A 22452-nucleotide genomic window follows, 5' to 3' on the forward strand; every position below is an offset into this window, starting at 1 on the left:
AGGCCCCCCTTGCGCTATACGTTGTGAGTGGCGGGACGTCCCGCCCTCTTTTTTTGCGCTCCTTTTCTGCCCGCGCTCACCCCGCTTCGCGCGGCGGCAGCTTGGGCCGCGAGCGGTCCGGTACGTCGCTGTAGTCGGGCGGCACCGCGGCCGGGGCCGTCCCCAGCATCTCCAGCGCGAGCCGCACCGCGTCGTCGAGCTGGGCGTAGCGGCCCTCGGCCCAGTCCAGCGGGGTGCGCAGGGCCTCCAGGTCGGGGGTGACGCCCTGGTTCTCCACCGACCAGCCGTACGCGTCGAACCAGGCCGCGTTCATCGGCACCGTGATCACCGTGTTGTCCCCCAGCCGGTGCCGCCCGGTCATGCCGACGACCCCGCCCCAGGTGCGCTGCCCGACCACCGGGCCGAGACCGAGCAGCTTGAACGCGGCGGTGATCATGTCGCCGTCGGAGGACGTCGCCTCGTCCGCGAGCGCCACGACCGGCCCGCGCGGCGCGTTGGAGGCGTACGACACCGGCTGCTCGTTCCGGGTGAGGTCCCAGCCGAGGATGGTCCGGGTCAGCTTCTCTATCACCAGCTCGCTGATGTGGCCGCCCGCGTTGCCCCGCACGTCCACGATCAGCGCGGGCCGGGACACCTCGAGCCGCAGGTCGCGGTTGAACTGCGCCCACCCGGAGCCGCCCAGATCGGGGATGTGCAGATAGCCGCACTGGCCGCCGCTCAACTCCCGTACCACCTCGCGCCGTTTGGCCACCCAGTCCTGGTAGCGCAGCGGCCGCTCGTCGATCAGCGGGACCACGGCGACCCGGCGGGGGGCGCCCGGCTCGCCCGGCGGCGGGGCGAAGGTGAGGTCGACGGTGGTGCCGCCGGAGCCCGCGAGCAGCGGGTACGGCCCGGTCACCGGGTCCACCGGACGCCCATTCACATGGGTCAGTACACAGCCCTCGCGGATGCCCATGCCGGCCAGCGGGGAGCGGGCGCGGGAGTCGGAGGAGTCGCCGTCCAGGATGCGGGCGACCATCCAGGAACCGTCCCGGCACACGAAGTTGGCGCCCAGCAGGCCCTGGCGGCGCTGGTAGTGCGGCGGGCCCTCGTTGCGCCGGGCCGGGGTGACGTAGGCGTGCGACGTGCCCAGCTCGCCGAGGACTTCGCGCAGCAGGTCGGCGAACTCGTCGGGGGAGGTGACCCGTTCGACCAGCGGGCGGTACTGCTCCAGGATCGCGGTCCAGTCGATGCCGCACATGCCGGGGTCCCAGAAGTAGTCCCGGATGATCCGCCCGGCCTCGGCGTAGGCACCCCGCCACTCGGCGGCCGGGTCGACCTCGTGCAGGATGCGGCGCAGGTCTATCCAGACCGTGCTGTCGCTGTCGCCGGGCTCGGTGGCGGGCACCGCGCGCAGGTCGCCCTCGTCCACCACGACCAGCCGGGTGCCGTCGCCGCTCACCTCGAACCAGTCGAGGTGGCCGACCAGTTCGGACTTCTTCGCCTTGCTGATGTTGAAGTGCTCCAGGGTGGGCCTGCCGCTGATGTCGGCCGGGTTGACGAAGGTCTCGCCGAGCGCGCCGGAGATCGGCCAGCGCAGCCAGACCAGCCCGCCGCCCGCGACCGGGCGCAGCGCCGAGTACTTGGAGGACATCACCGGGAACGGCGTGACCCGGTTCTCCAGCCCCTCCACCTCCACGGTCACCGTGCTCCCCTCGCCGGACCCCGCCTCCAGCGGATCGAGCCCGCCCGCCGCCGGACGGCCCTCGGGGTTGAGCGCGAACGGGGAGGGCGTGGCCGAGTTCAGCGGGACCAGGTAGGGGCGGCAGCCGAGCGGGAAGGACAGGTCGCCGGTGTGCACGTCGTACACCGGGTCGAAGCCGCGCCAGGACAGGAAGGCGAGGTAGCGGCCGTCGCTGGTGAAGACGGGGTTCTCGTCCTCGAAGCGGCCGTTGGTGACGTCGACGATCATGCGGTCCTTGATCCGGGCCAGCTTGATCTGGCGCAGGGAGCGGCCGATGCCGGGGTGGGACCAGGTGAGCCAGGCGCCGTCGGGGGAGAAGGCGAGGTCGCGGACGGGGCCGTTGTCGGAGCGGATCAGCTCGGTGACGGTGCCGGGCGCGCGGCCCTCCGTACCTTCTTCGTCCTCCGCCACGTCGATCAGCAGCAGGCGGCCGTCGTTCGAGGCGACCGCCAGCCGTTCGCCCTCCGCGTCGGAGACCAGCTCCAGCACCCGGCCGAGCCTGCCCTCGCCGAGCAGCCGGGGCTCGCGGCCGCCGGTGGCGCGGGGGAGCTGGGCGATGGCCACCGCGTCGTCGCCCTCGGCGTCGGTGACGTAGGCGAGCTGGCCGGTCGAGCCCAGCATCTCCGGCAGGCGGACCCGGACGCCGGGGGTGTCGGCGATGGTGCGGGCGGGGCCGTCGCGGTGGGTGAGCCAGTACAGGCTGCCCCGGACGGTGACCGCGCTGGCCCGGCCGGTCTCGTCCACGGAGAGGCCGTCCACGTTGTGCGCGGCGGGCACCTGGTAGGGACGGCGGCCGGGGGCCGAGCCGCCCAGGTCGATGTCGAGCCTGCGCGGGGTGCCGGTGGGGGAGAGGTCGTCCACGATCCAGATGTCACCGGCGCACTGATAGACCACCCGCTCGCCGTCGGTCGCGGCGTGCCGGGCGTAGAAGGCGTCGTGGTCGGTGTGGCGGCGCAGGTCGGTGCCGTCGGGGGCGACGGAGTAGAGGTTGCCGATGCCCTCGTGGTCGGAGAGGAAGGCGATGCGTCCGGCGACGAACATCGGGGAGGAGAGCTGGCCGTCGATGTGCTCCAGCAGCCGCCGTCCCTGGAGCCACAGCCGCCCCATGGCGCCGCCCCGGTACCGCTTCCAGGACGCCGGTTCGTGCGGGGGCGTGCCGGTGAGCAGCAGGGTCTGGTGCTCACCGGCCGTGTCCGCGACCTGGATGTCACCGACCGGGCCCCAGGGCAGCCGCCCGCCGGGGCCGCCGTCGGTGCCGATCTTGTGGGCCCAGGTGAAGTAGGAGAAGGGCTGCCCGTGCGAGGCGACGGCCAGGATGTCGCTGTTCCCGTGCTGGTCCGGGGGCGTCCAGCCGCACACCTGGGTGTCGGCGCTGCCCCAGTGGGTCAGCTGCCGCGCGGGCCCGCCTGCCACGTCCACGAGGTGGATCTCGGGCACCAGGCTGCGCCAGCTCGTGAAGGCGATCTGCTTGCCGTCGGGCGAGAAACGGGGGTGTCCGGCCTTGGTGCGGTCCGCGGTGAGCCGCCAGGGACGGCCCGGTTCGTCGAGCGGCGCCAGCCAGAGGTCGTCCTCGGCCACGAAGCACAGCAGATCGTCACTGATGTGGGGAAGCCGCAGATAGCTCACTCATCCATGCTTTTCCGGCACGGGAGGCACAGCAACTCGTGCGGCCCGGCACCCCGTGACGCAGGACACGCCCCGACCCCGTACGAAACGGTTTCGTTTCGTAGGTGGGCGGGGTACCTTCATCCCGTACGGAAGCCGTGTCAGTCGAAGTCAGTCGAAGTCAGTCGAAGCGGGAGAGGTGAGGCGGATGACCGATGCCGCCACCGCGCGTCGCAGCAGGATCACGCCCGAGCGCGCGGCCGAGCTGTACGAAGCGGTCCTCGACCTGCTCCGCGAGGTCGGCTACGACGCCCTCACCATGGACGCCGTCGCCGCCCGCACCCGCTCCAGCAAGGCCACGCTCTACCGCCAGTGGGGCGGCAAGGCCGAACTGGTCGCCCGCGCCATCCGGCACGGCAAACCGGGCCACATCTCCGACGTGGACACCGGCACGCTGCGCGGTGACTTCCTCGCGGTCGTGCACCGCGAGGACGACTGCGCCATGGAGCAGAACAGCGCCCTGATGCGGGGCCTGGCCATGGCCGTCCACAACAACCCCGACCTGCTCGCGGCCTTCCGGGAGCAGCTCATCGAGCCCGAGATGGCCGCGCTGCGCGCGATGGTCGCACGGGCCGTGGACCGGGGCGAGGTCGCTCCGGACAACCCGGCGCTGCCCTTCGTGGTGCACATGATGATCGGCGCGTTCGCCACCCGGGCGCTCATCGACGAGCAGCCTCCCACGCAGGAATTCCTGCGCTCCTACATCGACGCCGTGGTCCTCCCCGCCCTCGGCGTCCCCACCACCTGACCGACCCCCTCCCCAGCAAGCCCACCTCCTGACGTCTCCGCTCACGTCGCCGGGCTGACCACCCCTGCCCAGATGCCTGTCACGACCTGACCGGGAGTACGCCCTCGTGGCCACCTACCTGTACAAACTAGGCCGATTCGCCTTCCGGCGACGGCACTTCGTCGCCCTGCTGTGGGTCGCGCTGCTCACCCTCGCCGGGGTGGGCGCCGCGTCCGCGCCGCCCGCCGGGAACTCGTCCTTCTCCATCCCCGGCACCGAGGCACAGCGCGCCTTCGACCTGCTGGAACAGCGCTTCCCCGGCATGAGCGCCGACGGCGCCACCGCCCGCGTCGTCTTCCAGGCCCCCGAGGGCCAGAAGATGACCGACCCCGGCAACAAGGCGGCCGTGGAGAAGACCGTCAAGGAGCTGGGTTCCGGCTCCGAGGTCGCCTCCGTCGCCGACCCGTACACCGGCAAGGCGGTCAGCCGGGACGGGACCATCGCCTACGCCTCGGTGAAGTACAAGGTCTCCGGGATGGAGCTGGAGGACGCCTCCCGTGACGCCCTCAAGGAGAGCGCCGGGCACGCGCGGGACGCCGGGCTGACCGTCGAGATCGGCGGCGACGCGCTCACCACCGCGCCCGAGACCGGGTCCAGCGAGGTCATCGGCATCGCCATCGCGGCCGTCGTCCTCGTCATCACCTTCGGCTCGCTCATCGCGGCCGGGCTGCCGCTGCTCACCGCGATCATCGGCGTCGGCATCGGCGTCTCCACGATCGCCGCGCTCGCCAACCCGCTCGACCTGGGCTCCACCACCTCCACCCTGGCCACGATGATCGGCCTCGCGGTCGGCATCGACTACGCCCTCTTCATCGTCTCCCGCTACCGCGCCGAACTGGCCGAGGGCCGCGACCGCGAGGAGGCGGCGGGCCGGGCCGTGGGTACGGCGGGCTCGGCGGTGGTGTTCGCGGGCCTCACCGTCGTCATCGCGCTGGTCGGGCTCTCCGTCGTCAACATCCCGATGCTGACCAAGATGGGCGTGGCCGCCGCGGGCACGGTCGCCATCGCCGTGCTGATCGCGCTCACCCTGATCCCGGCGCTGCTCGGCTACGCGGGCCGTACGGTCAAGCCCGCGGGCGAGAAGAGCAGGCTGCTCGGCGGGGGACGCGCGGCGAAGAAGTCCGGGCGCCCCAACATGGGCACCCGCTGGGCGAGTTTCGTGGTCCGGCGCCCGGTCGCCGTGCTGCTGCTCGGTGTGGTCGGCCTCGGCGCCGCCGCCGTCCCGGCCGCCTCGCTCGAACTGGGCCTGCCCGACGACGGCTCCCAGCCCGTCTCCACCACCCAGCGCCGCGCCTACGACCTGCTCTCCGACGGCTTCGGCCCCGGCTTCAACGGCCCGCTGATGGTCGTGGTCGACGCCAAGGGCAGCGCCGACAAGAAGGCCGCGTTCGCCGAGGTCGGCGACGAGATCAAGGGCCTGAAGGACATCGTCACGGTCACCCCGCCCGCGCCGAACAAGGCGGGCGACACCGCGATCATCACCGTCGTACCGAAGTCCCAGCCGTCCTCGGCCACCACCGAGGACCTGGTGCACGCGATCCGGGACAAGAGCGCCTCGATCGCCTCCGCGACGGACGCGACGCTGCTGGTCACGGGCGCCACGGCGATGAACATCGACGTCTCCCAGAAGCTGAACGACGCGCTGCTGCCGTACCTCGCGCTGGTCGTCGGCCTCGCCTTCCTCCTCCTGATCGTCGTCTTCCGCTCGATCCTGGTCCCGCTGAAGGCGGCCCTCGGCTTCCTGCTCAGCGTGCTGGCCGCCCTCGGCGCGGTCGTCGCGGTCTTCCAGTGGGGCTGGCTGTCCGGCCTGATGAACGTCGAGCAGACTGGCCCGGTCATGTCGATGATGCCGATCTTCATGGTCGGCGTGGTCTTCGGACTCGCCATGGACTACGAGGTGTTCCTCGTGACCCGGATGCGTGAGGCGTACGTCCACGGGGAGAACCCGGGCCAGGCGGTCGTCACCGGCTTCCGCTACAGCGCCCGCGTCGTCACCGCCGCCGCCGTCATCATGATCGCCGTCTTCTCCGGCTTCATCGGCTCCAGCGAGTCGATGATCAAGATGATCGGCTTCGGCCTGGCCATCGCCGTCTTCTTCGACGCCTTCATCGTCCGCATGGCCATCGTCCCGGCCGTCCTGGCCCTGCTCGGCCGCCGCGCCTGGTGGCTCCCGGCGTGGCTGGACCGCGCGCTGCCGAACGTGGACGTCGAGGGCGAGGGCCTTCGTACGGAGTCGGACACGGACGGGGAGCGGGAGCTGGTCCGCGCTTGAGGGTTTGTGTCGACGGACGGCCGGTGGGGCAGGAGATGCCTCACCGGCCGTCCGCCGTCACGCCGTCTTCTCGAGCGCCTCGAAGATGTCCGCGACCGTCTCCCGGTGCCAGAGAGGCAGGTCGGGCCATTCGGCGAGCTCGGCGGGGTCGGGTTCGTCGAGCTGGTCGCTCACCTCGGTGGCCCAGCAGATGGCGACGAAGCGGCCCTTCTGCTCGCGGGAGAGCCGGGCGGCGTTGCCCTCACTGAGTTCCATCAGGCCCGTGATGCGCGACGCGACGATCCCGGAGACCTCCCGCTGCCACTCGGGTACGTCCTCCCACGGGGTGACGAATCCGGGCTCGGGCTCACCGGGGAAGTGGCGGCGGACCCCGGCGATCCAGGCTTCCCGGAACAGTCGAGCGCCCTCGGTCCCATTCATGCTCCGCAGCCTAGGGGTGTTCCCCGCCTCGGGTCAGTGACTCCGTGCAACTGGCCGGGTTTGTTCGGGTGATGACGGCCGCGTGACCCCGGTCAAACCCCGTGTACAGGCCACACAGTGATCGGTTAGCGTGCCGGGTATGACGACGACTGGTCCTGACCGGTGACGCCGCTCGTCACCGCCGCTGTCCTGCTGGCCGCCTTCACCCACGCCGGGTGGAACGCCATCGCGCATCAGATCACCGACAAGCTGACGGGGTTCACGCTCATCGCCGGGGGCGGGCTGATCGTCGGGCTGGTGATGGCACTGTTCGCGCCCTGGCCGGCCGGGCCCGCGTGGCCATATCTGCTCACCTCCGCCGGGGTGCATGTGGCGTACTACGCGCTGCTCATGACCTCCTTCCGGCTAGGGGACTTCGGGCAGGCGTACCCGATCGCACGCGGTACCGCGCCGCTGGTGGTCACCGTCCTGGCGGCCCTGTTCGCGCACGAGGTGCCCGGCGGGTGGGCGGCGGCCGGGGTCGCCGTGTCCTGCGTCGGACTGACCGGGGTGAGCCTGTGGGGGCTGCGGGGGCGCAGGCCCGACTGGAAGGCCATCGGCGCCGCCGTCGCGACCGGCCTCACCATCGCCGTGTACACCGTCCTCGACGGCATCGGCGTACGGCACGCGGACACCCCGCTCGGCTACATCGCCTGGCTGATGGCCGCCCAGGGGATCTTCATCCCCGCGTACATGTACTACCGGGTGCGCGGCGACATGGTCCGCAAGCTCAAGCCCTACGCCACCCTCGGCCTCCTCGGCGCGGTCCTCTCCGTCGCCGCGTACGCCCTCGTCCTCTGGGCCCAGACCCGCGCCCCCCTCGCCCCCGTCGCCGCCCTCCGCGAATCCTCGATCATCGTCGGCGCGGCCATCGGCGCCCTCTTCTTCAAGGAACGCTTCGGCGCTCCGCGCATCGCGGCGGCGGGGCTGTTGGTGGTGGGGATCGGGTTGATGCTGCACGCGGGGTGAGCCGAGGGGGCGCGGCCCCTGGTCAGCCCGCCGACTTCTCGACCGCCTCGAAGATGTCCGCGTCCGTCTCCTGCTGCCAGGTCGGGAGCTGCGGCCAGTCGGCCACGTAGGCGGGCTTGGGGTCGGTGAAGTGCTTGTACATCTGGGCGGTCCAGCAGAGGGCGACGAACCGTCCCTTCTGCTCGCGGGTCAGGCGCGCGGGGGCACCGTCACTGAGGCTCACGAACTGCCGCACCTGAGCGGCCACCGCCCCCGCCGCCTCCCGCTCCCACTGCGGGGTCTCGTCCCACGGGGCCACGTAACCGGGCTTGGGCTCACCGGGGAAGTGCCGGTGCACACCGGCGATCCATGCTTCCCGGAAAAGTCGTGCGCCCTCGGTGTCCGACATGGTTACCCCTCTCGTGACGGCGTGCCCAACGCGACGATCTCTGCCCCAAGCTCCGCCACGCGATGCGGCGCTGTCGGCCCGCTGTCGGGGCTGTCGGGGCGGTGTCGGTCGGGTGTCGGGGTGGGTTGGGAGGTTGGGGGCGTCGTCGGGTGGGTGCTCGGCGCGAGGTCTTCAGCGAGGAGAAACCATGTCCACTCACGTCACGATCATCGGTGCCGGGCTCGGTGGGCTGACGTTGGCTCGGGTGTTGCAGGTGCGCGGGATGGCGTCGACCGTGTACGAGGCGGAGGCTTCGGCGGCCGCGCGTATGCAGGGCGGAATGCTTGACATCCATGACTACAACGGGCAGCTGGCCGTCAAGGCGGCTGATCTGATGGACGAGTTCGAGGGCATCATCCTGGAGGGGCGCCAGGCGATGCGGTTCTTCCACCGGGACGGGACGCTGCTGTTCGACAAGGCCGACGACGGTACCGGCGGCCGTCCCGAGGTGCAGCGGGGGGAGCTGCGGCAGGTGCTGCTGGACGCGCTGCCCGAGGGGACCGTGCGCTGGGGGCACAAGGTCAGCGGTGCCCGGACCCTGGCCGACGGGCGCCACGAGGTGACCTTCGCCGACGGCGGCTCCGTCACCGCCGACCTCCTCGTCGGCGCGGACGGCGCCTGGTCGCGGGTGCGGCCGCTGCTGTCCGACGCGGTGCCGGAGTACGCGGGGGAGGCGTTCGTCGAGACGTACCTCTTCGACGTCGAGACCCGGCACCCGGCCGTCGCGAAGATGGTCGGCGGCGGGATGTTCGGCGCGGTCGACCCGGACGGGGACGGGCGGTGGATCGGGGCGCACCGGGAGAAGGGGGAGACCGTCCACGCCTACGTCACGCTCGCCCGGCCCCTGGAGTGGTTCGCGGACATCGACTTCACCGACCTCGCCGCGTCGACCGCCCGGATCGCGGCCGAGTTCGCGGACTGGGCCCCGGAGTTCGCCCCCCTCATCACCGCGTCCGACACCGCCCCGCTGCTGCGCCCCCACTACACACTGCCCATCGGCCACCGCTGGGATCGCGTACCCGGCGTGACCCTGCTCGGCGACGCCGCCCACATCTCCGTCCCCAACGGCGAGGGCGCCAACCTCGCCATGCTGGACGCCGCCGAACTCGGCGAGGCGCTCGCCGCGCACCCCGGCGACACCGAGGCCGCGCTCGCCGCGTACGAGCGAGCCCTGTTCCCGCGCAGCGCCGACGCCGCCGCCGACGCCCACCACAAGCCCACGTCCCAGGAACTGATCGATTTCTTCACGCAGGACGAGCAGGCCCGCTGAGCCACGGCGGGACGGGACGGGTTTGCGGGCAGGATGGGGGCGCGGGGCATGATCGACGACGCCTCGACGAGGACGACATCCCGATGAGAAGGAGCGCCACCGTATGACCCCCACCGACCGGCCGACCGTCGCCGTTCTGGGCACCGGCATCATGGGCGCCGCGATGGCCCGCAACCTCGCCGCCGCCGGGCTGCCCGTACGCGCCTGGAACCGCACCCGCGCCAAGGCCGAGCCGCTCGCCGAGGACGGCGTCCGGGTCACCGGCACGCCCGCCGAGGCGGTCGAGGGCGCGGACGTGGTGCTGACCATGCTGTACGACGGCGACACCGTGCTGGACGTGATGCGCGAGGCCGCGCCCGCGCTGCGCCCCGGCACGCTGTGGGTGCAGAGCACCACCGCCGGTACCGAACTCACCGGCCGCCTCGCCGCGTTCGCCCGCGAACACGGGCTGGAGTTCTACGACGCGCCCGTGCTCGGCACCCGCAAGCCCGCCGAGGACGGCCAGCTCACCGTGCTGGCCGCCGGACCCGAGGCGGGCCGGAGCACCCTCGCGCCGGTCCTCGACGCGGTCGGCTCCCGCACCGTGTGGACCGGCGAGGACGGCGCGGAGGGCAGCGCCAGCAGGCTCAAGCTGGTCGCCAACAACTGGGTGCTCGCGATCACCGCGGCCACCGGGGAGGTGCTGGCGCTCGCCCAGGCCCTTGGCGTCGACCCGCGCTCGTTCTTCGACCTGATCGAGGGCGGCCCGCTGGACATGGGCTACCTCCGCGCCAAGTCCGCCCTAGTGATGGAGGGCAAGCTCACCCCGGCCTCCTTCGCCGTGGCCACCGCCGAGAAGGACGCCCGGCTGATCGTGGCCGCCGCCGAGCGGGGCGGCGTCCGCCTCGACCTGGCCGAGGCGACTGCCGACCGCTTCGCCCGCGCGGCCGCCCAGGGGCACGGGGGCGAGGACATGGCGGCGGCCTACTTCGCGAGCTTCGAGGAGAAGACGGCGGACTGACGTCACCGGTCCGATGTGAACTTCGCCGGAGGCGAGCGCACCCTGGAAGCAGGGAAACGGTGGTTTTCGGAGGTGGTCGGGATGATGCACAACTCCGTGGGTTGGCACATCGAGCTGGAGTTCGAGGAGGACGACCAGCACACACGCGCGGTGGCACTGGTGCGGCTGCCGGACGGCAGTGAGGTACGGGCGCACGGGCACGCCACCCGGCACCGGGTCGACGCCAACCAGCCGAGGGTCGGCGAGGAGATCGCGGGCGCCCGCGCCCTGAACGAACTGGCCCTGAACCTGCTGACCAAGGCGCACGAGGAGATCGACGAGGACTCGGGGCGCATCTCGCACGCCATCCACGTGTGAGCGGGGTCAGCCCAGCGCACTCCGTACCGCCCGCACCAGCGCCTGTGCCCTCGGGTCCGCCGTCACTCCACCGCGGAAGCCGTTGGTGACGTAACCGAATGCGATGCCGGAGTCGGGGTCGGCGAAGGCCAGGGCGCCGCCGCGGCCGGGGTGGCCGAAGGAGCCCGGGGTGAGCAGCGGGGACGCCGGGCCGTGGAGCATGTAGCCGAGGCCGAACCGGGTGCCGACCACGAGCACCCGGTCCGGCCCCGCCGACGCCTCGGCCCGGGCCAGATCCCGCGTCTCCGGGGTGAACAGCCGCGTACCGCCGTCCACTTCACCGATCAGCGACGCGTACACGCGGGCCAGGCCGTCCGCCGTGGCGATGCCGTTGGAGGCGGGGAGGGCGGCCGAGCGGTAGGCGGGCGCGTTCTCGTCCGGCAGCGGGGTGATCGCGGCGAAGGCGCGGCGGGTCAGGGAGGCGGGGTCGGCGTAAGCGTCCGCTACGGACCGCTTGGGCCGTACCTTCAGCGCACCGGCCGTCTCGGGCTCCGCCAGCGGGCCCACCCGGCCCGCGCGTGCCTGCTCCGAGGAGGGCAGCCCCAGCCACACCTCCGCCCCGGCCGGGGCGGCGATCTCGGACGCGATGAACTCGCCGACCGGGCGCCCGGTGACCCGGCGGACCAGCTCTCCGGTGAGCCAGCTGTACGTCTGTGCGTGGTAGCCGTGGTCCGTGCCCGGCTCCCACACCGGCGCCTGCGCGGCGACGGCCGCCGCGCCGAGGTCCGGGTCGGCCGCCTCCGAGGGGGTCAGCGGCCGGTCCAGCACCGGCACGCCCGCCCGGTGGGCGAGCAGGTCGCGTACGAGGACGCGCTCCTTGCCCGCCGCCTTGAACTCGGGCCAGTACGCGCCCACCGGGGCGTCCAGGTCCAGCAGGCCCCGCTGGTGCAGCAGCAGGAGCGCGGCGGCGGCGACGCCCTTGGTGGCGGAGCGCACGATCTGCGCGGTGCCCCGCTCCCAGGAGGCGGAACCATCGACGTCCCGGGTGCCCGCCCACAGGTCGACCACCCGGTGCCCGTCCTGGTACACGGCCACGGCCGCGCCCCGCTCCCCGAGCCGGGCGAAGTTCGCCGCGAACGCCTCCGCCACCGGCTCGAAGCCCTCGGCCACCGTGCCGTTCACCCGCACATCCACGCCCGCATCCCTTTCCTCGCCCACGCTCACGAGTGAAACACGGCCGTACGCCCTTGGATTCCTCGGTACCGAGTCTCTACGCGTCCAGCGCCACCGTGCGCGGGTCGAACCCGAACGGCAGCTCCAGCCGGTGCGCCCGCATCAGCGCCTCGTCGGAGAGCAGCTTGCCCGTGGGACCGTCGGCGGCGATCACCCCGTCGCTGAGGATCAGCGCGCGCGGGCACAGTTCGAGGGCGTAGGGAAGATCGTGCGTGACCATGAGGACCGTGACGTCCAACGAGCGCAGGATGTCGGCCAGTTCGCGCCGCGAGGCCGGGTCCAGGTTGGAGGACGGCTCGTCCAGGACGAGGATCTCCGGCCGCATCGCCAGGACCGTCGCCACCGCGACCCGGCGCCGCTGCCCGAAGGAGAGATGGTGCGGGGGCCGGTCGGCGAACTCGGCCATGCCGACCTGCTCCAGCGCGGTCCGTACCCGCTCCGCCAGTTCGGCCCCCTTCAGCCCGGCCGCCGCCGGTCCGAACGCCACGTCCTCGCGCACGGTCGGCATGAAGAGCTGGTCGTCGGGGTCCTGGAAGACGATGCCGACCTTCTGCCGGATCTCGGCCATGTGCCGCTTGCCGACCGGGAGTCCGGCCACGGTGACCGTGCCGGTGCCGCCGGACAGGATGCCGTTCAGATGCAGCACGAGCGTGGTCTTGCCCGCGCCGTTCGGCCCGAGCAGCGCGACCCGTTCACCGCGCGGGACGGTGAAGTCGACGCCGAACAGGGCCTGGTGGCCGTCGGGGTAGGCGAAGGCGAGGCCGGAGACCTCCAGCGACAGCGGCAGCGATGCGGTACTCACAGGAACCATCCCAGCAGACAGACGACGAGGGCGGAGCAGGGCAGGGCCAGGGCGCGCAGCCACTGGTCACGGGTGGCGGTGACCTCGTCGATGACCGGCATCGACCCGGCGTAGCCCCGGCTCACCATGGCCAGATGGACCCGCTCGCCCCGTTCGTAGGAGCGGATGAACAGCGCGCCCGCCGACTTGGCGAGCACCCCCCACTGCCGTACCCCCCGCGCCTCGAAGCCGCGCGACTCGCGGGCGATCCGCATGCGGCGCATCTCGTCGGTGATGACGTCGCCGTAGCGGATCATGAAGGAGGCGATCTGCACCAGCAGCGGCGGCAGCTTCAGCCGCTGGAGTCCGAGCAGCAGCTCGCGCAGGTCGGTGGTGGCGGCGAGCAGCACCGAGGCGGCGACGCCCAGGGTGCCCTTGGCCAGCACGTTCCAGGCGCCCCACAGGCCGTTGACGCTCAGCGAGAGGCCGAGGACGTGCACCCGCTCGCCCTCCGCGACGAACGGCATGAGCACCGCGAACGCGACGAACGGCACCTCGATCAGCAGCCGCTTCAGCAGGAACCCGGCGGGCACCCGCGCCCGGTACGCGACACCGGCCAGCAGCAGCGCGTACACCCCGAACGCCCACATCGCCTCGCGCGGGGTGGAGACCACCACCACGACGAAGGCGAAGACGGCCGCCAGCTTGGTGTGCGGGGGCAGCCGGTGCACGGAGGAGTGCCCGTGCCGGTAGAGCTTGTGCGCGTGCCCGGCTCCCATGTCAGACGCTCGTGTTCGCGGGAGAGGTGTCGTGCTGGTGGCGCCTGCGCACCGCCCAGAACACCGTGGTGCCCGCCACGACGGTGACGCCGACGCCGATCACGCCCGCGAGGCCGCCGGAGAGCCGGGCGTTCGCCACGTCCTTGACGCCGTAGTCGGCCAGCGGGGAGTCCGAGGAGTGGTGCGGCTCGGTCTTCTTGTCGATGCCCTTGTCGTGGGCGACCTTCTCCAGGCCGTCCGGGTTGGCGGAGGCGTAGAAGCTGACGAACCCGGCGAGGACCAGGGAGGTGACCAGGCCGGTGATCCACAGGGTGCGCCGGGAGGTGCGGGCGGCGGCCGGGGCCGGGGTGGCGTCGGGGGCGTCGACCAGTTCGCCGTTCACCCGGAGCTGGAGCTTCTGCCGCAGTCCGCGGGCGCCGTACACCAGGTCGGGGCGGACCGCGACGACCGCGGCCACGGTGAGCGCGGTGATCACCGCCTCGCCGATGCCGATCAGGACATGGACGCCGATCATCGCGGTGGCCACCTTGGCGATGGACACGTCGGTGGTGCCGCCGATCGCGTAGATCAGCGTGAAGACGACGGCCGCGGCCGGTACGGAGAGCAGCGCGGCGACGAAGGAGGCGGCGGTGATCGAGCGCCGGGAGCGGGGCAGCACCGCGAGCAGGCCCTTGAAGACGGCGTACGCGACCACGGTCGTGACGATCGCCATGTCGGTGATGTTCACACCGAGCGCGGTCAGCCCGCCGTCCGCGAACAGCACGCCCTGCATGAGCAGCACGACCGACACGCACAGCACGGCCGTATAGGGGCCGACGAGTATCGCCGCCAGCGCTCCGCCCAGCAGGTGGCCGCTTGTTCCGGCCGCCACGGGGAAGTTGAGCATCTGTACGGCGAAGATGAACGCGGCGACCAGACCGGCCAGGGGTGCCGTGCGCTCGTCCAGTTCACGGCGGGCGCCGCGCAGGCTCACCGCGAGGGCGCCTGCGGCGACCACCCCGGTGACAGCGGAGGTGGGGGCGTCTATGAATCCGTCAGGTACATGCACCCTTCGATTTTAGGCGCTTGTTGCGAATGCCTTGCAAGAGCGAGACAGCCTCGCTCAGCTCCGCTCCTGAGGCGCAAACAGGAAAATATGCGACATTAGAGACGAAGCGGCTCTGCGGCCTCCCTGGAGGTCACCGAACGTGAGAGGGCGATCCAATGTCCGTAGTCGAGCAGTACACGCGCGCCCATATCGTCACGGACGCCGAGGACGACCCCGACGCGGTACGCGTGGTGCTGCGCTACGACCCCGACGCCGATCCCCTCTCCGTCCAGGTGGCCCTGCCCGGCCCCGCCGAGTGGACCTTCTCGCGCACCCTGCTGGAGGACGGCCTGCGGGCCCCCGCCGAGAGCGGGGACGTACGGGTCTGGCCGTGCGGGCGCGTCCAGGCGGTCCTGGAGCTCCACTCCCCGGAGGGCGTGGACGTGGTCCAGTTCGACATGAAGTCGCTGACCCGGTTCCTGCTGCGCACCTACACGGCCGAACCCGTCCGGAGCTGACCCGTACCGAGCCGACCCGTATGGGGCTGATCAGCCGCCGAGCTTCAGCAGGGTCGCGACGATCGGACCGGCCGTGTCGCCGCCGTGGCCGCCCGCCTGCACCACGCCCGCCGAGGCGAGGTCGCCGCGGTAGGCGGTGAACCAGCCGTTGGGCTTGTCCTGGTTGTCGACCTCCGCCGAACCGGTCTTGGCGCCGTAGTCCGGCCCGAGACCGGACATCGCCTCGGCCGCCGTGCCGTAGGCGGCGGTGAAGTTCATCAGCTCGCGGAGCTGCCCCAGCGTCTTCGGGGACAGCGTGCGGGACGCCGTCGCCAGCCGACGGTGGTCCACGGACGGGGCGACCAGGTACGGCTGGTGGAAGGTGCCGGTCTTCACCGTCGCCGCCACCGACGCCATGTTCAGCGGGTTCATCCGCACCCCGCCCTGCCCGATCAGCGAGGCCGCCATCTGCGCCGCCGATTGCACCGGCACCGAGCCGTCCAGCGTGGGCACGCCGATCGACCAGTTGTTCATGGAGAGCCCGAAGACCTGCTGGGCCTGCTTGGTCAGGTCGTCGTTCTTCAGCTTCTTCGCCTGGCTGATGAAAGCCGTGTTGCAGGAGCGGGCGAAGCTCGCCTTGAAGGTGCCGTCCTTGATCTCGAAGTCGTCGTCGTTGTGGAACTTCCAGCCGCCGAAGTCGAACGTCTTTGGGCAGGGGTGCTTCTTGTCCGCCTCCGCCAGGCCCTTGTCGATCAGCAGCGAGGAGGTGATCACCTTCATGGTGGAGCCGGGGGCCAGCGAGCCCTGGAAGCCGATGTTGAAGCCGTGCGCGCTGTTGGCGACGGCGAGGATCTCACCGGTCGAGGCGCGCAGCGCCACCACCGACGCCTGCTTCCGCTTCGTCACCTGCTGCTCGGCCGCCGCCTGGAACTTCGGGTCCAGCGTGGTCCTCACCGTGCCCGGCGTGCCCTCGCTCAGCTCCACCAGCGTCTTGTCCGACAGCCCGGCCTTCTCCGACGCCTTGCCGCGCACCACGCGCAGCTCCACGCCCGCCTTGCCGCCCGCCGTCTTGCCGTACTTCTCCCGCAGCCCGTCCAGCACCGAGCCGAGCGAGGGGTACGTGGCCACCGTCAGCTCGGCGCCGGTGCGGTCCAGCGCCTTGACCGGCGGGGTCCCGGACTCGCCGGTGACCAGGGTGTCGCCGTCCTTCAGCTCCGGGTGCACGACACCGGGCTGCCAGCCGATCAGAGCCACGCCGTCGCTCGCCCGCCGGACGACCGTGAGGGAACTGGTGTACGCCAGCGGCTTGCTGACGGCCTGGTAGGAGACCGTCGCCTTGACGGCGAACGGCACCTTGGCGCCTGCCGCCGTGCCCGGGGTGAGGGTGACGTCCTTCAGGCGGGCGTCCTTGGCGTAGCCGGTGAGCAGGGCGGTGGCGGCCGGGGCGTCGTCGGTGGCGGCGGCCGCCTCCGCGATCCGGCCCTGCTGCCAGGCGGTCAGGAAGCGGGCGGTGACCGTCTTCACCTCCAGCGCGCTGGGCGGCCCGGTCTTCACGCTCTTGTGGTCCGACAGGGTGGACGCCTCGTCGGCGGACGCCCCGCCGTAGAGCGCGTAGAGGCCGAACCCGGCGCCGCCGACGACGAGGGCGATCACACCGCCGAGTACGGCGGGTTTCGTCTTCGGCCGTCCGGTGGCACGCCTTCTCTTGCCCACAGTCCCAAGTCCTCCGCGCTCTCCCCAGGGTCCCCGCAGCCCTCACACGTCCCCAACGACCCCAACAGCCTAGAGTCCCCGCGGACTCGGCTGATCTCAGCCCTCACTCCGTAGCACTCTTGCGACAATCGGACCGGCCGCGTCGATGCCGTGGCCGCCGTCCTCGGTCATCGCGGCCGCGGCCATGTCGTTCCGGTAGCCGGTGAACCAGCTGTTGGACCGCGACTGCCCGTCGACCTCCGCCGAACCGGTCTTCGCGCCGACGTTCCCGCTCAGACCGGCCATCACGCCCGCCGCGGTGCCGCTGCGCGCGGTGCGGTTCATCATCGCCCGCAGCTGCTGGGACGTACCCGGCGCCAGGCCCCGCGCGGTGGCGGCCGCGCGGCCGTCCAGGCCCAGCGGCACGATCACCGGCTGCCGGAAGGCGCCGGTCTTCGCGGTCGCCGTCACCGACGCCATGTTCAGCGGGCTCATCTGCACCTGGCCCTGCCCGATCAGTCCGGCCGCCCGGTCGGGGCCGTCCGGGGAGGGCACCCGGCCGTCGAAGGAGGGCACGCCCACCTTCCAGTCGTTGCGCCCGATCCCGAACCGCTGCGCGGCCTCCGTGGCCAGCGAGTCCGCCTTCACCTCGTCGGCGAACTTCACGAACGCGGTGTTGCAGGAGCGGGCGAAGCTCTCGGAGAGGGTGGCGTTCTCGTTGGGCTGCAGGCCGGTGAGGTTGGTGAAGGTCTGGCTCTGCCACACGGCCGACGGCGGGCAGGGTGCCGGGCCGCTCGCCGAGGTGATGCCGGAGTCGATGAGGGTCGCGGCGCTGATGATCTTCATGGTGGAGCCGGGGGCCAGCTCCCCGAGGAAGGCCGCGTTGAAGCCGTCGTCGCGGTGGTTGGCGAACGCCAGGATCTCGCCCGTGCTGGGCTGGACGGCCGCCACGGAGGAGTTGGTGTAGTCGGTCACCGCCGCCTCGGCCGCCGCCTGGGCGCTCGCGCTGAGGGTGGTGCGCAGCTTGCCCGGCTTGCCCTTGACCAGGGTCATCAACGTGGTGTCCGCCGCGTCGCCCTCGTGCCGGATCACCAGCTCGACGCCCGCCTGCCCGCCGGACTTGGCGCCGTAGCGCTTGCGCAGCTCGTCCAGGACCGGGCCGAGGGAGGGGTACTTCTCCTGGGTGAGCACCTGGCCGTTCCGGTCCACGGCGTCGATCTGCGGGGTCGCGGACTCCTCGACGGTCAGCGAGTCGCCCTTGGCCAGCCTCGGGTGCACCAGCGCGGGGTTCCAGTCGACCAGCGGGCGGTGCGAGGTGACCCCGCGCACCACGGTCAGCTTGCTCGCGTAGTCCAGCGGCCGGGTCTGCTCCCCGTACAGCACCGTCGCCCGCACCCGGAACGGCACCGTCGCGCCGGTCGCCTTGCCGGGGGTGATGTGCACGCCGGTGATGTGCGCGGCCGAGCCGTACGCCGCGAGCACCGGCTCGGCGTCCTGGGGGAAGTTGGTGAGGCGGGCCGCCCGGTCCGGCTCGTTCTTCTCCCAGGCGGCGAAGAAGTCCGCGGTGGTCTCCTGGACCTCCTCGCGGCTGGGCGGCCCGGTCGGTACGGCCTTGGTGCCGGACGCGGTGGTGTTCAGCGCGGAGGCGATGTTGTACATGCCGTACCCGGCCCCGCCCAGCACCGTCACGCACACGCCGCTGATGACCGCGACTCTGACTCCCTTGCCCATAAGGCGATTCCTCCCCGTGAAGTCCCCGTTGCGCACCAGGTTCCTGAACGTGTTCAAAAGCTGGTGCGCACGGAACTGTATGTGCTCCACAGGCAGTTGGGGCGGCCGTTTCCGATACTTGTCCGAACGGAGACGTTGAACGGCGCACGCGCGAGGGGCGGGCCCGGACGACGTGCGTACGCCCGGACCCGCCCCGTCCCCGCCTGTCCACCCGGCTCCGGGGTGCGTGACCGGAGCCGGGCCCCACACGTACGGGGACCGTGAGGGAGGCTCTCCCCCTGGGGCCTCCGGGAACGAGAAAACCCCAAGTGGCCCCGCTCGCTCAAGCGGCCCGCACCCGGCCCCGGATGGGGGTTCGTCCGGATTTGCCGGTGGCGGGCGCGGTGGTGTTCGCCTGGCGTGTTCGGATGGCGAATCCCGAACCCCCAGGCAGCGCCCTCACGGGGGTGGCGAAACCTAGCGTGTCCCAACCCCCGGCCCGAACTACACCCAGGTGTCCAGCCACATCCGGCCCCGCCAGGAGGCGATCGGGATGGGCTGGCCGGTGTACAGGGGCCAGAAGTAGATGAAGTTCCAGGCGATCAGGAGGACCAGGACGCCCGCGGCGGTCGCGCCGACCACGCGGCGGGTGTCGGTGGAGTTCGGGGGGCCGATGATCGCGCCGACCAGCATCGCCACCGCCAGACACAGGAACGGCAGGAAGACGACCGCGTAGAACAGGAAGATCGTTCGCTCCTGGTACATGAACCAGGGGAGGTATCCGGCCGCGACGCCGCAGGCGATGGCACCGGCCCGCCAGTCGCGGCGGAAGGCCCAGCGCCACAGGACGTAGAGGATCGCCGCGCAGCCCGCCCACCACAGCATGGGGGTGCCGAGGGCGAGGACCTCGCGGGCGCACTTGTCGGTGGTGCCGATGGGGCAGCCCGCGGAGCCGGGGCCGGGGGACTCGTAGAAGAACGAGACCGGGCGGCCCAGCACGATCCAGCTCCACGGGTTGGACTGGTAGGTGTGCGGGGACGACAGGTGGACGTGGAAGTTGTAGACCTCGTGCTCGTAGTGCCACAGGCTGCGCAGCCAGTCCGGCAGGAAGGTCCAGGAACCGCCCCGGCCGTCGGTCGCGGCCCAGTTGCGGAAGTAGCCGCCGGTGCCGTCGGTGGGGGAGAGAATCCAGCCGATCCAGGAGGCGACGTACACCGCGATCGCCACCGGGACGGTCGCCAGGAACGCGAACCCGGTGTCGTACTTCAGCACCGCCTCGTACGGGTGCCGGGCACCGGCGACCTTGCGGGCGCCCACGTCCCAGAGCACGGCCATCAGGCAGAACGCGGCCAGGATGTACAGGCCGTTCCACTTGGTGGCGAAGGCCAGGCCCAGCATCACGCCCGCGCCCCAGCGCCAGGGCCGCCAGCCGAAGCGGAAGGTGTCGCCGACGCGGGCGTCCGGACGGGCGATGCCGTCCGGGCCGACCGGGAGCGCGGCGGCGAGCTTCTCCCGCGCCCGGTCCCGGTCCACCACCAGACAGCCGAAGGCGGCGACCACGAAGAACATCAGCACGCCGTCCAGCAGCGCGGTCCGGCTCATCACGAAGTGCAGGCCGTCCACCGCCATCAGCCCGCCCGCCAGGCAGCCGAGGAACGTCGAGCGGAACATCCGGCGCCCGATCCGGCACAGCAGCAGCACACTCAGCGTGCCGAGCAGCGCGGTCATGAACCGCCAGCCGAACGGGTCGAACCCGAAGACCAGCTCACCGAGGCCGATCACGAACTTGCCGACCGGCGGATGCACCACGTACGCCGCGTCCGTGGGGATGGCGAGATGGCCGTGGGAGGCGAGAACGGCGTCGTTGGCGTTCTTGTCCCAGTTGACCTCGAAGCCCCGGTGGACCAGCGCCCAGGCGTCCTTGGCGTAGTACGTCTCGTCGAATATCACCGCGCGCGGGCTGCCCAGGTGCCAGAACCGCAGCAGGCCCGCGAACAGCGTCACCAGCAGCGGCCCGCCCCAGCCCGACCACCGGGTGATCCGGTCCGCCAGGTGCGGCGGGCAGCCCAGCAGCTGCCACACCCGCGGTGCGGGCTGCGCGTAGGGCGGCACGAGCCGGTCCCGTACATCGGCCGCGGGAGCGCCCGCGGGAGGTACGTAGCCGAATCGGCGCAGCCGCCGCTGCCAGGACGGCCGCTCGTCGTCGGGCGGCGCCTGGCCCTGCCGGAGGTCCGTGGAGGACGCGGTACTGGTCACCGCGCCATGGTAGGGAAACGTGCCGTGTGAGTCCCGTGCAAGCGCGGTACCGATTGGGACGCGATCGGTTTCCGCCCCGCCCGGCACCCCTGGGAGGATGGTCCCCGTGACTGGAACCCTTGTCCTCGCAGGTACCCCCATCGGCGACGTCGCGGACGCCCCGCCCCGGCTGTCGAAGGAGCTGGCGGAGGCCGACGTCATCGCCGCCGAGGACACCCGGCGGCTGCGCCGCCTCACCCAGGCCCTCGGGGTGACGCCGGGCGGCCGCGTGGTGTCGTACTTCGAGGGCAACGAGTCCGCGCGCACCCCCGAGCTGGTCGAGGCGCTGCGCGGCGGCGACCGTGTGCTCCTCGTCACGGACGCCGGGATGCCGTCGGTCTCCGACCCCGGCTACCGGCTGGTCGCGGCCGCCGTCGAGCACGACATCAAGGTCACCGCCGTACCCGGCCCGTCCGCCGTGCTCACCGCGCTCGCGCTGTCCGGGCTGCCGGTGGACCGGTTCTGCTTCGAGGGCTTCCTGCCCCGCAAGGGCGGCGAGCGGCTGTCCCGGCTGCGCGAGGTCGCCGAGGAGCGGCGCACCCTCGTCTACTTCGAGGCCCCGCACCGGCTGGACGACACCCTCGCCGCGATGGCCGAGGTCTTCGGCGCCGACCGCCGCGCCGCCGTCTGCCGCGAGCTGACCAAGACGTACGAGGAGGTCAAGCGCGGCCCCCTCGCCGACCTGGCCGCCTGGGCCGCCGAGGGCGTACGCGGCGAGATCACCGTCGTCGTGGAGGGAGCCCCCGAGTCCGGCCCCGAGGAACTGGACGCCGAGGAACTCGTCCGCCGCGTCCGCATCCGCGAGGAGGCCGGTGAACGCCGCAAGGAGGCCATCGCGGCCGTCGCGGTGGAGGCGGGGCTGCCCAAGCGGGTGGTGTTCGACGCGGTGGTGGCGTCGAAGCGCACGGCGGGCTGAGGGGACCCCTCCAGCCGGATCAGCCGGATCAGCCGGAGCCCCGCGCCGCCCGCGCGCCGCGTATGCGGGGGTGCGCCCCATGGGTGGGCAAACGGGGGGTCGGCCGGGCAAAGGGATCGGCCCCCTGGGCGGAGCGGTTCGGCAAGGAACGTCCAAGGCGCGTCCAACAGTCGACAGGTCGCGTGCGTTCGCGGCGGCGCGGGCGTCCACTGGTCGAAGGGGCGGAACCGTCCCCGCCCTCCGTACCGGGGGGCACCTGTGGACCGCAGGAGCTGGCATGAGTGAGGTCGCCGGGCAGATCGCCGCCGTTCACGAGTCGTACGCGTTCGCCTGCATGCGCTGCGGGCACGGCTGGGAGCAGTCGTACGCGATAGAGCACCACACCGACACCGAGGGCCATGAGCGTGTGCGGTACGTCACCGAGGGCCGCGTGGTGCCGTCCCCGCTGAGCCGACCGGTGTGCCAGAACTGCGACGGGCACGTCGTGCGGATCATGCGCGCCGGACAGGTGTCCTCCGTGCGCGGCCCGGTGCCGGTCCCGGAGCCGGAGGCGGAGGCCCACCACTGGCACCTCTCCGACCTGCTGCATCCCTTCCAGCGCCGGGCGGGCTAGC

The 22452-nt window shown here is 72.1% G+C and carries 18 protein-coding genes and 1 pseudogene; 9 read left to right on the forward strand and 10 right to left on the reverse strand.

The window, feature by feature from the left end; all coding sequences use genetic code 11:
- Positions 1 to 76: 76 nt before the first annotated feature.
- Positions 77 to 3349, reverse strand: coding sequence for a S41 family peptidase (locus ACI2LY_RS27255; RefSeq protein WP_404709452.1), 3273 nt, complete (start codon positions 3347 to 3349; stop codon positions 77 to 79).
- A gap of 187 nt (positions 3350 to 3536) precedes the next feature.
- Between ACI2LY_RS27255 and ACI2LY_RS27260 the strand changes: the two genes are divergently transcribed.
- Positions 3537 to 4136: a TetR/AcrR family transcriptional regulator gene (locus ACI2LY_RS27260; RefSeq protein ID WP_389004949.1), complete on the forward strand. Its 600-nt coding sequence runs from the start codon at positions 3537 to 3539 to the stop codon at positions 4134 to 4136.
- A 106-nt stretch (positions 4137 to 4242) separates the two neighbouring features.
- Positions 4243 to 6447 carry an MMPL family transporter gene (locus tag ACI2LY_RS27265; RefSeq protein ID WP_404709453.1) on the forward strand — a complete coding sequence of 735 codons (2205 nt, stop codon included), beginning with the start codon at positions 4243 to 4245 and terminating at the stop codon, positions 6445 to 6447.
- 57 nt (positions 6448 to 6504) lie between these two features.
- Here the strand turns inward: ACI2LY_RS27265 and ACI2LY_RS27270 are convergent, their stop codons facing one another.
- Positions 6505 to 6867, reverse strand: coding sequence for a hypothetical protein (locus ACI2LY_RS27270; RefSeq protein WP_404709454.1), 363 nt, complete (start codon positions 6865 to 6867; stop codon positions 6505 to 6507).
- A gap of 162 nt (positions 6868 to 7029) precedes the next feature.
- On the opposite strand from ACI2LY_RS27270, the gene ACI2LY_RS27275 reads away from it, so the two are divergent.
- Positions 7030 to 7875, forward strand: coding sequence for an EamA family transporter (locus ACI2LY_RS27275; protein WP_404709455.1), 846 nt, complete (start codon positions 7030 to 7032; stop codon positions 7873 to 7875).
- Between the two features lie 22 nt (positions 7876 to 7897).
- On the opposite strand, the gene ACI2LY_RS27280 is transcribed toward ACI2LY_RS27275, so the two are convergent.
- Positions 7898 to 8263, reverse strand: a complete 366-nt coding sequence (locus ACI2LY_RS27280; protein WP_404709456.1) for a hypothetical protein — start codon at positions 8261 to 8263, stop codon at positions 7898 to 7900.
- Between the two features lie 187 nt (positions 8264 to 8450).
- On the opposite strand from ACI2LY_RS27280, the gene ACI2LY_RS27285 reads away from it, so the two are divergent.
- The 3 genes and pseudogenes from ACI2LY_RS27285 to ACI2LY_RS27295 all read left to right on the forward strand — a co-directional run bounded on the left by ACI2LY_RS27285 (position 8451) and on the right by ACI2LY_RS27295 (position 10929).
- A complete protein-coding gene (locus ACI2LY_RS27285; protein ID WP_404709457.1) occupies positions 8451 to 9572 on the forward strand; it encodes an FAD-dependent oxidoreductase in 1122 nt (373 codons plus the stop codon).
- A 94-nt stretch (positions 9573 to 9666) separates the two neighbouring features.
- A pseudogene (locus ACI2LY_RS27290) lies at positions 9667 to 10572 on the forward strand (NAD(P)-dependent oxidoreductase); the annotation flags it as partial.
- Positions 10573 to 10653: 81 nt separating this feature from the next.
- Entirely contained in the window at positions 10654 to 10929 is a 276-nt protein-coding gene (locus ACI2LY_RS27295) for a dsRBD fold-containing protein (protein WP_389004942.1), read from the forward strand.
- A gap of 6 nt (positions 10930 to 10935) precedes the next feature.
- Here the strand turns inward: ACI2LY_RS27295 and ACI2LY_RS27300 are convergent, their stop codons facing one another.
- The 4 genes from ACI2LY_RS27300 to ACI2LY_RS27315 all read right to left on the reverse strand — a co-directional run bounded on the left by ACI2LY_RS27300 (position 10936) and on the right by ACI2LY_RS27315 (position 14749).
- The gene (locus tag ACI2LY_RS27300) at positions 10936 to 12096 is read right to left on the reverse strand and encodes a serine hydrolase domain-containing protein (RefSeq protein ID WP_404709572.1); all 1161 of its coding nucleotides are present in this window, start codon (positions 12094 to 12096) and stop codon (positions 10936 to 10938) included.
- 82 nt (positions 12097 to 12178) lie between these two features.
- Positions 12179 to 12952 carry an energy-coupling factor ABC transporter ATP-binding protein gene (locus ACI2LY_RS27305; RefSeq protein WP_404709458.1) on the reverse strand — a complete coding sequence of 258 codons (774 nt, stop codon included), beginning with the start codon at positions 12950 to 12952 and terminating at the stop codon, positions 12179 to 12181.
- A complete protein-coding gene (cbiQ, locus tag ACI2LY_RS27310; protein WP_404709459.1) occupies positions 12940 to 13701 on the reverse strand; it encodes a cobalt ECF transporter T component CbiQ in 762 nt (253 codons plus the stop codon). Before cbiQ ends, ACI2LY_RS27305 begins: the two co-directional genes overlap by 13 nt.
- Position 13702: 1 nt before the next feature.
- Positions 13703 to 14749 (reverse strand): energy-coupling factor ABC transporter permease, encoded by a 1047-nt coding sequence (locus tag ACI2LY_RS27315; protein WP_404709460.1) that lies wholly within the window; start codon positions 14747 to 14749, stop codon positions 13703 to 13705.
- A 155-nt stretch (positions 14750 to 14904) separates the two neighbouring features.
- Here ACI2LY_RS27315 and ACI2LY_RS27320 point away from each other — a divergent pair, with 155 nt between their 5' ends.
- Entirely contained in the window at positions 14905 to 15246 is a 342-nt protein-coding gene (locus ACI2LY_RS27320; protein ID WP_404709461.1) for an SsgA family sporulation/cell division regulator, read from the forward strand.
- Positions 15247 to 15276: 30 nt separating this feature from the next.
- On the opposite strand, the gene ACI2LY_RS27325 is transcribed toward ACI2LY_RS27320, so the two are convergent.
- From ACI2LY_RS27325 to ACI2LY_RS27335, 3 genes are all read right to left on the reverse strand, one after another.
- Positions 15277 to 16938 carry a penicillin-binding transpeptidase domain-containing protein gene (locus tag ACI2LY_RS27325; RefSeq protein WP_404709462.1) on the reverse strand — a complete coding sequence of 554 codons (1662 nt, stop codon included), beginning with the start codon at positions 16936 to 16938 and terminating at the stop codon, positions 15277 to 15279.
- Between the two features lie 96 nt (positions 16939 to 17034).
- Complete coding sequence (locus tag ACI2LY_RS27330; protein ID WP_404709463.1) at positions 17035 to 18648, reverse strand: penicillin-binding transpeptidase domain-containing protein; 1614 nt, start codon at positions 18646 to 18648, stop codon at positions 17035 to 17037.
- 483 nt (positions 18649 to 19131) lie between these two features.
- Complete coding sequence (locus ACI2LY_RS27335) at positions 19132 to 20883, reverse strand: dolichyl-phosphate-mannose--protein mannosyltransferase (protein ID WP_404709464.1); 1752 nt, start codon at positions 20881 to 20883, stop codon at positions 19132 to 19134.
- Between the two features lie 106 nt (positions 20884 to 20989).
- Here ACI2LY_RS27335 and rsmI point away from each other — a divergent pair, with 106 nt between their 5' ends.
- A complete protein-coding gene (gene rsmI, locus ACI2LY_RS27340; RefSeq protein WP_404709465.1) occupies positions 20990 to 21838 on the forward strand; it encodes a 16S rRNA (cytidine(1402)-2'-O)-methyltransferase in 849 nt (282 codons plus the stop codon).
- 277 nt (positions 21839 to 22115) lie between these two features.
- Positions 22116 to 22451, forward strand: a complete 336-nt coding sequence (locus tag ACI2LY_RS27345) for a hypothetical protein (RefSeq protein WP_404709466.1) — start codon at positions 22116 to 22118, stop codon at positions 22449 to 22451.
- Position 22452 lies beyond the last annotated feature (1 nt).

This window comes from Streptomyces sp. NPDC002176 (assembly GCF_044903645.1).
GTDB lineage: Bacteria > Actinomycetota > Actinomycetes > Streptomycetales > Streptomycetaceae > Streptomyces.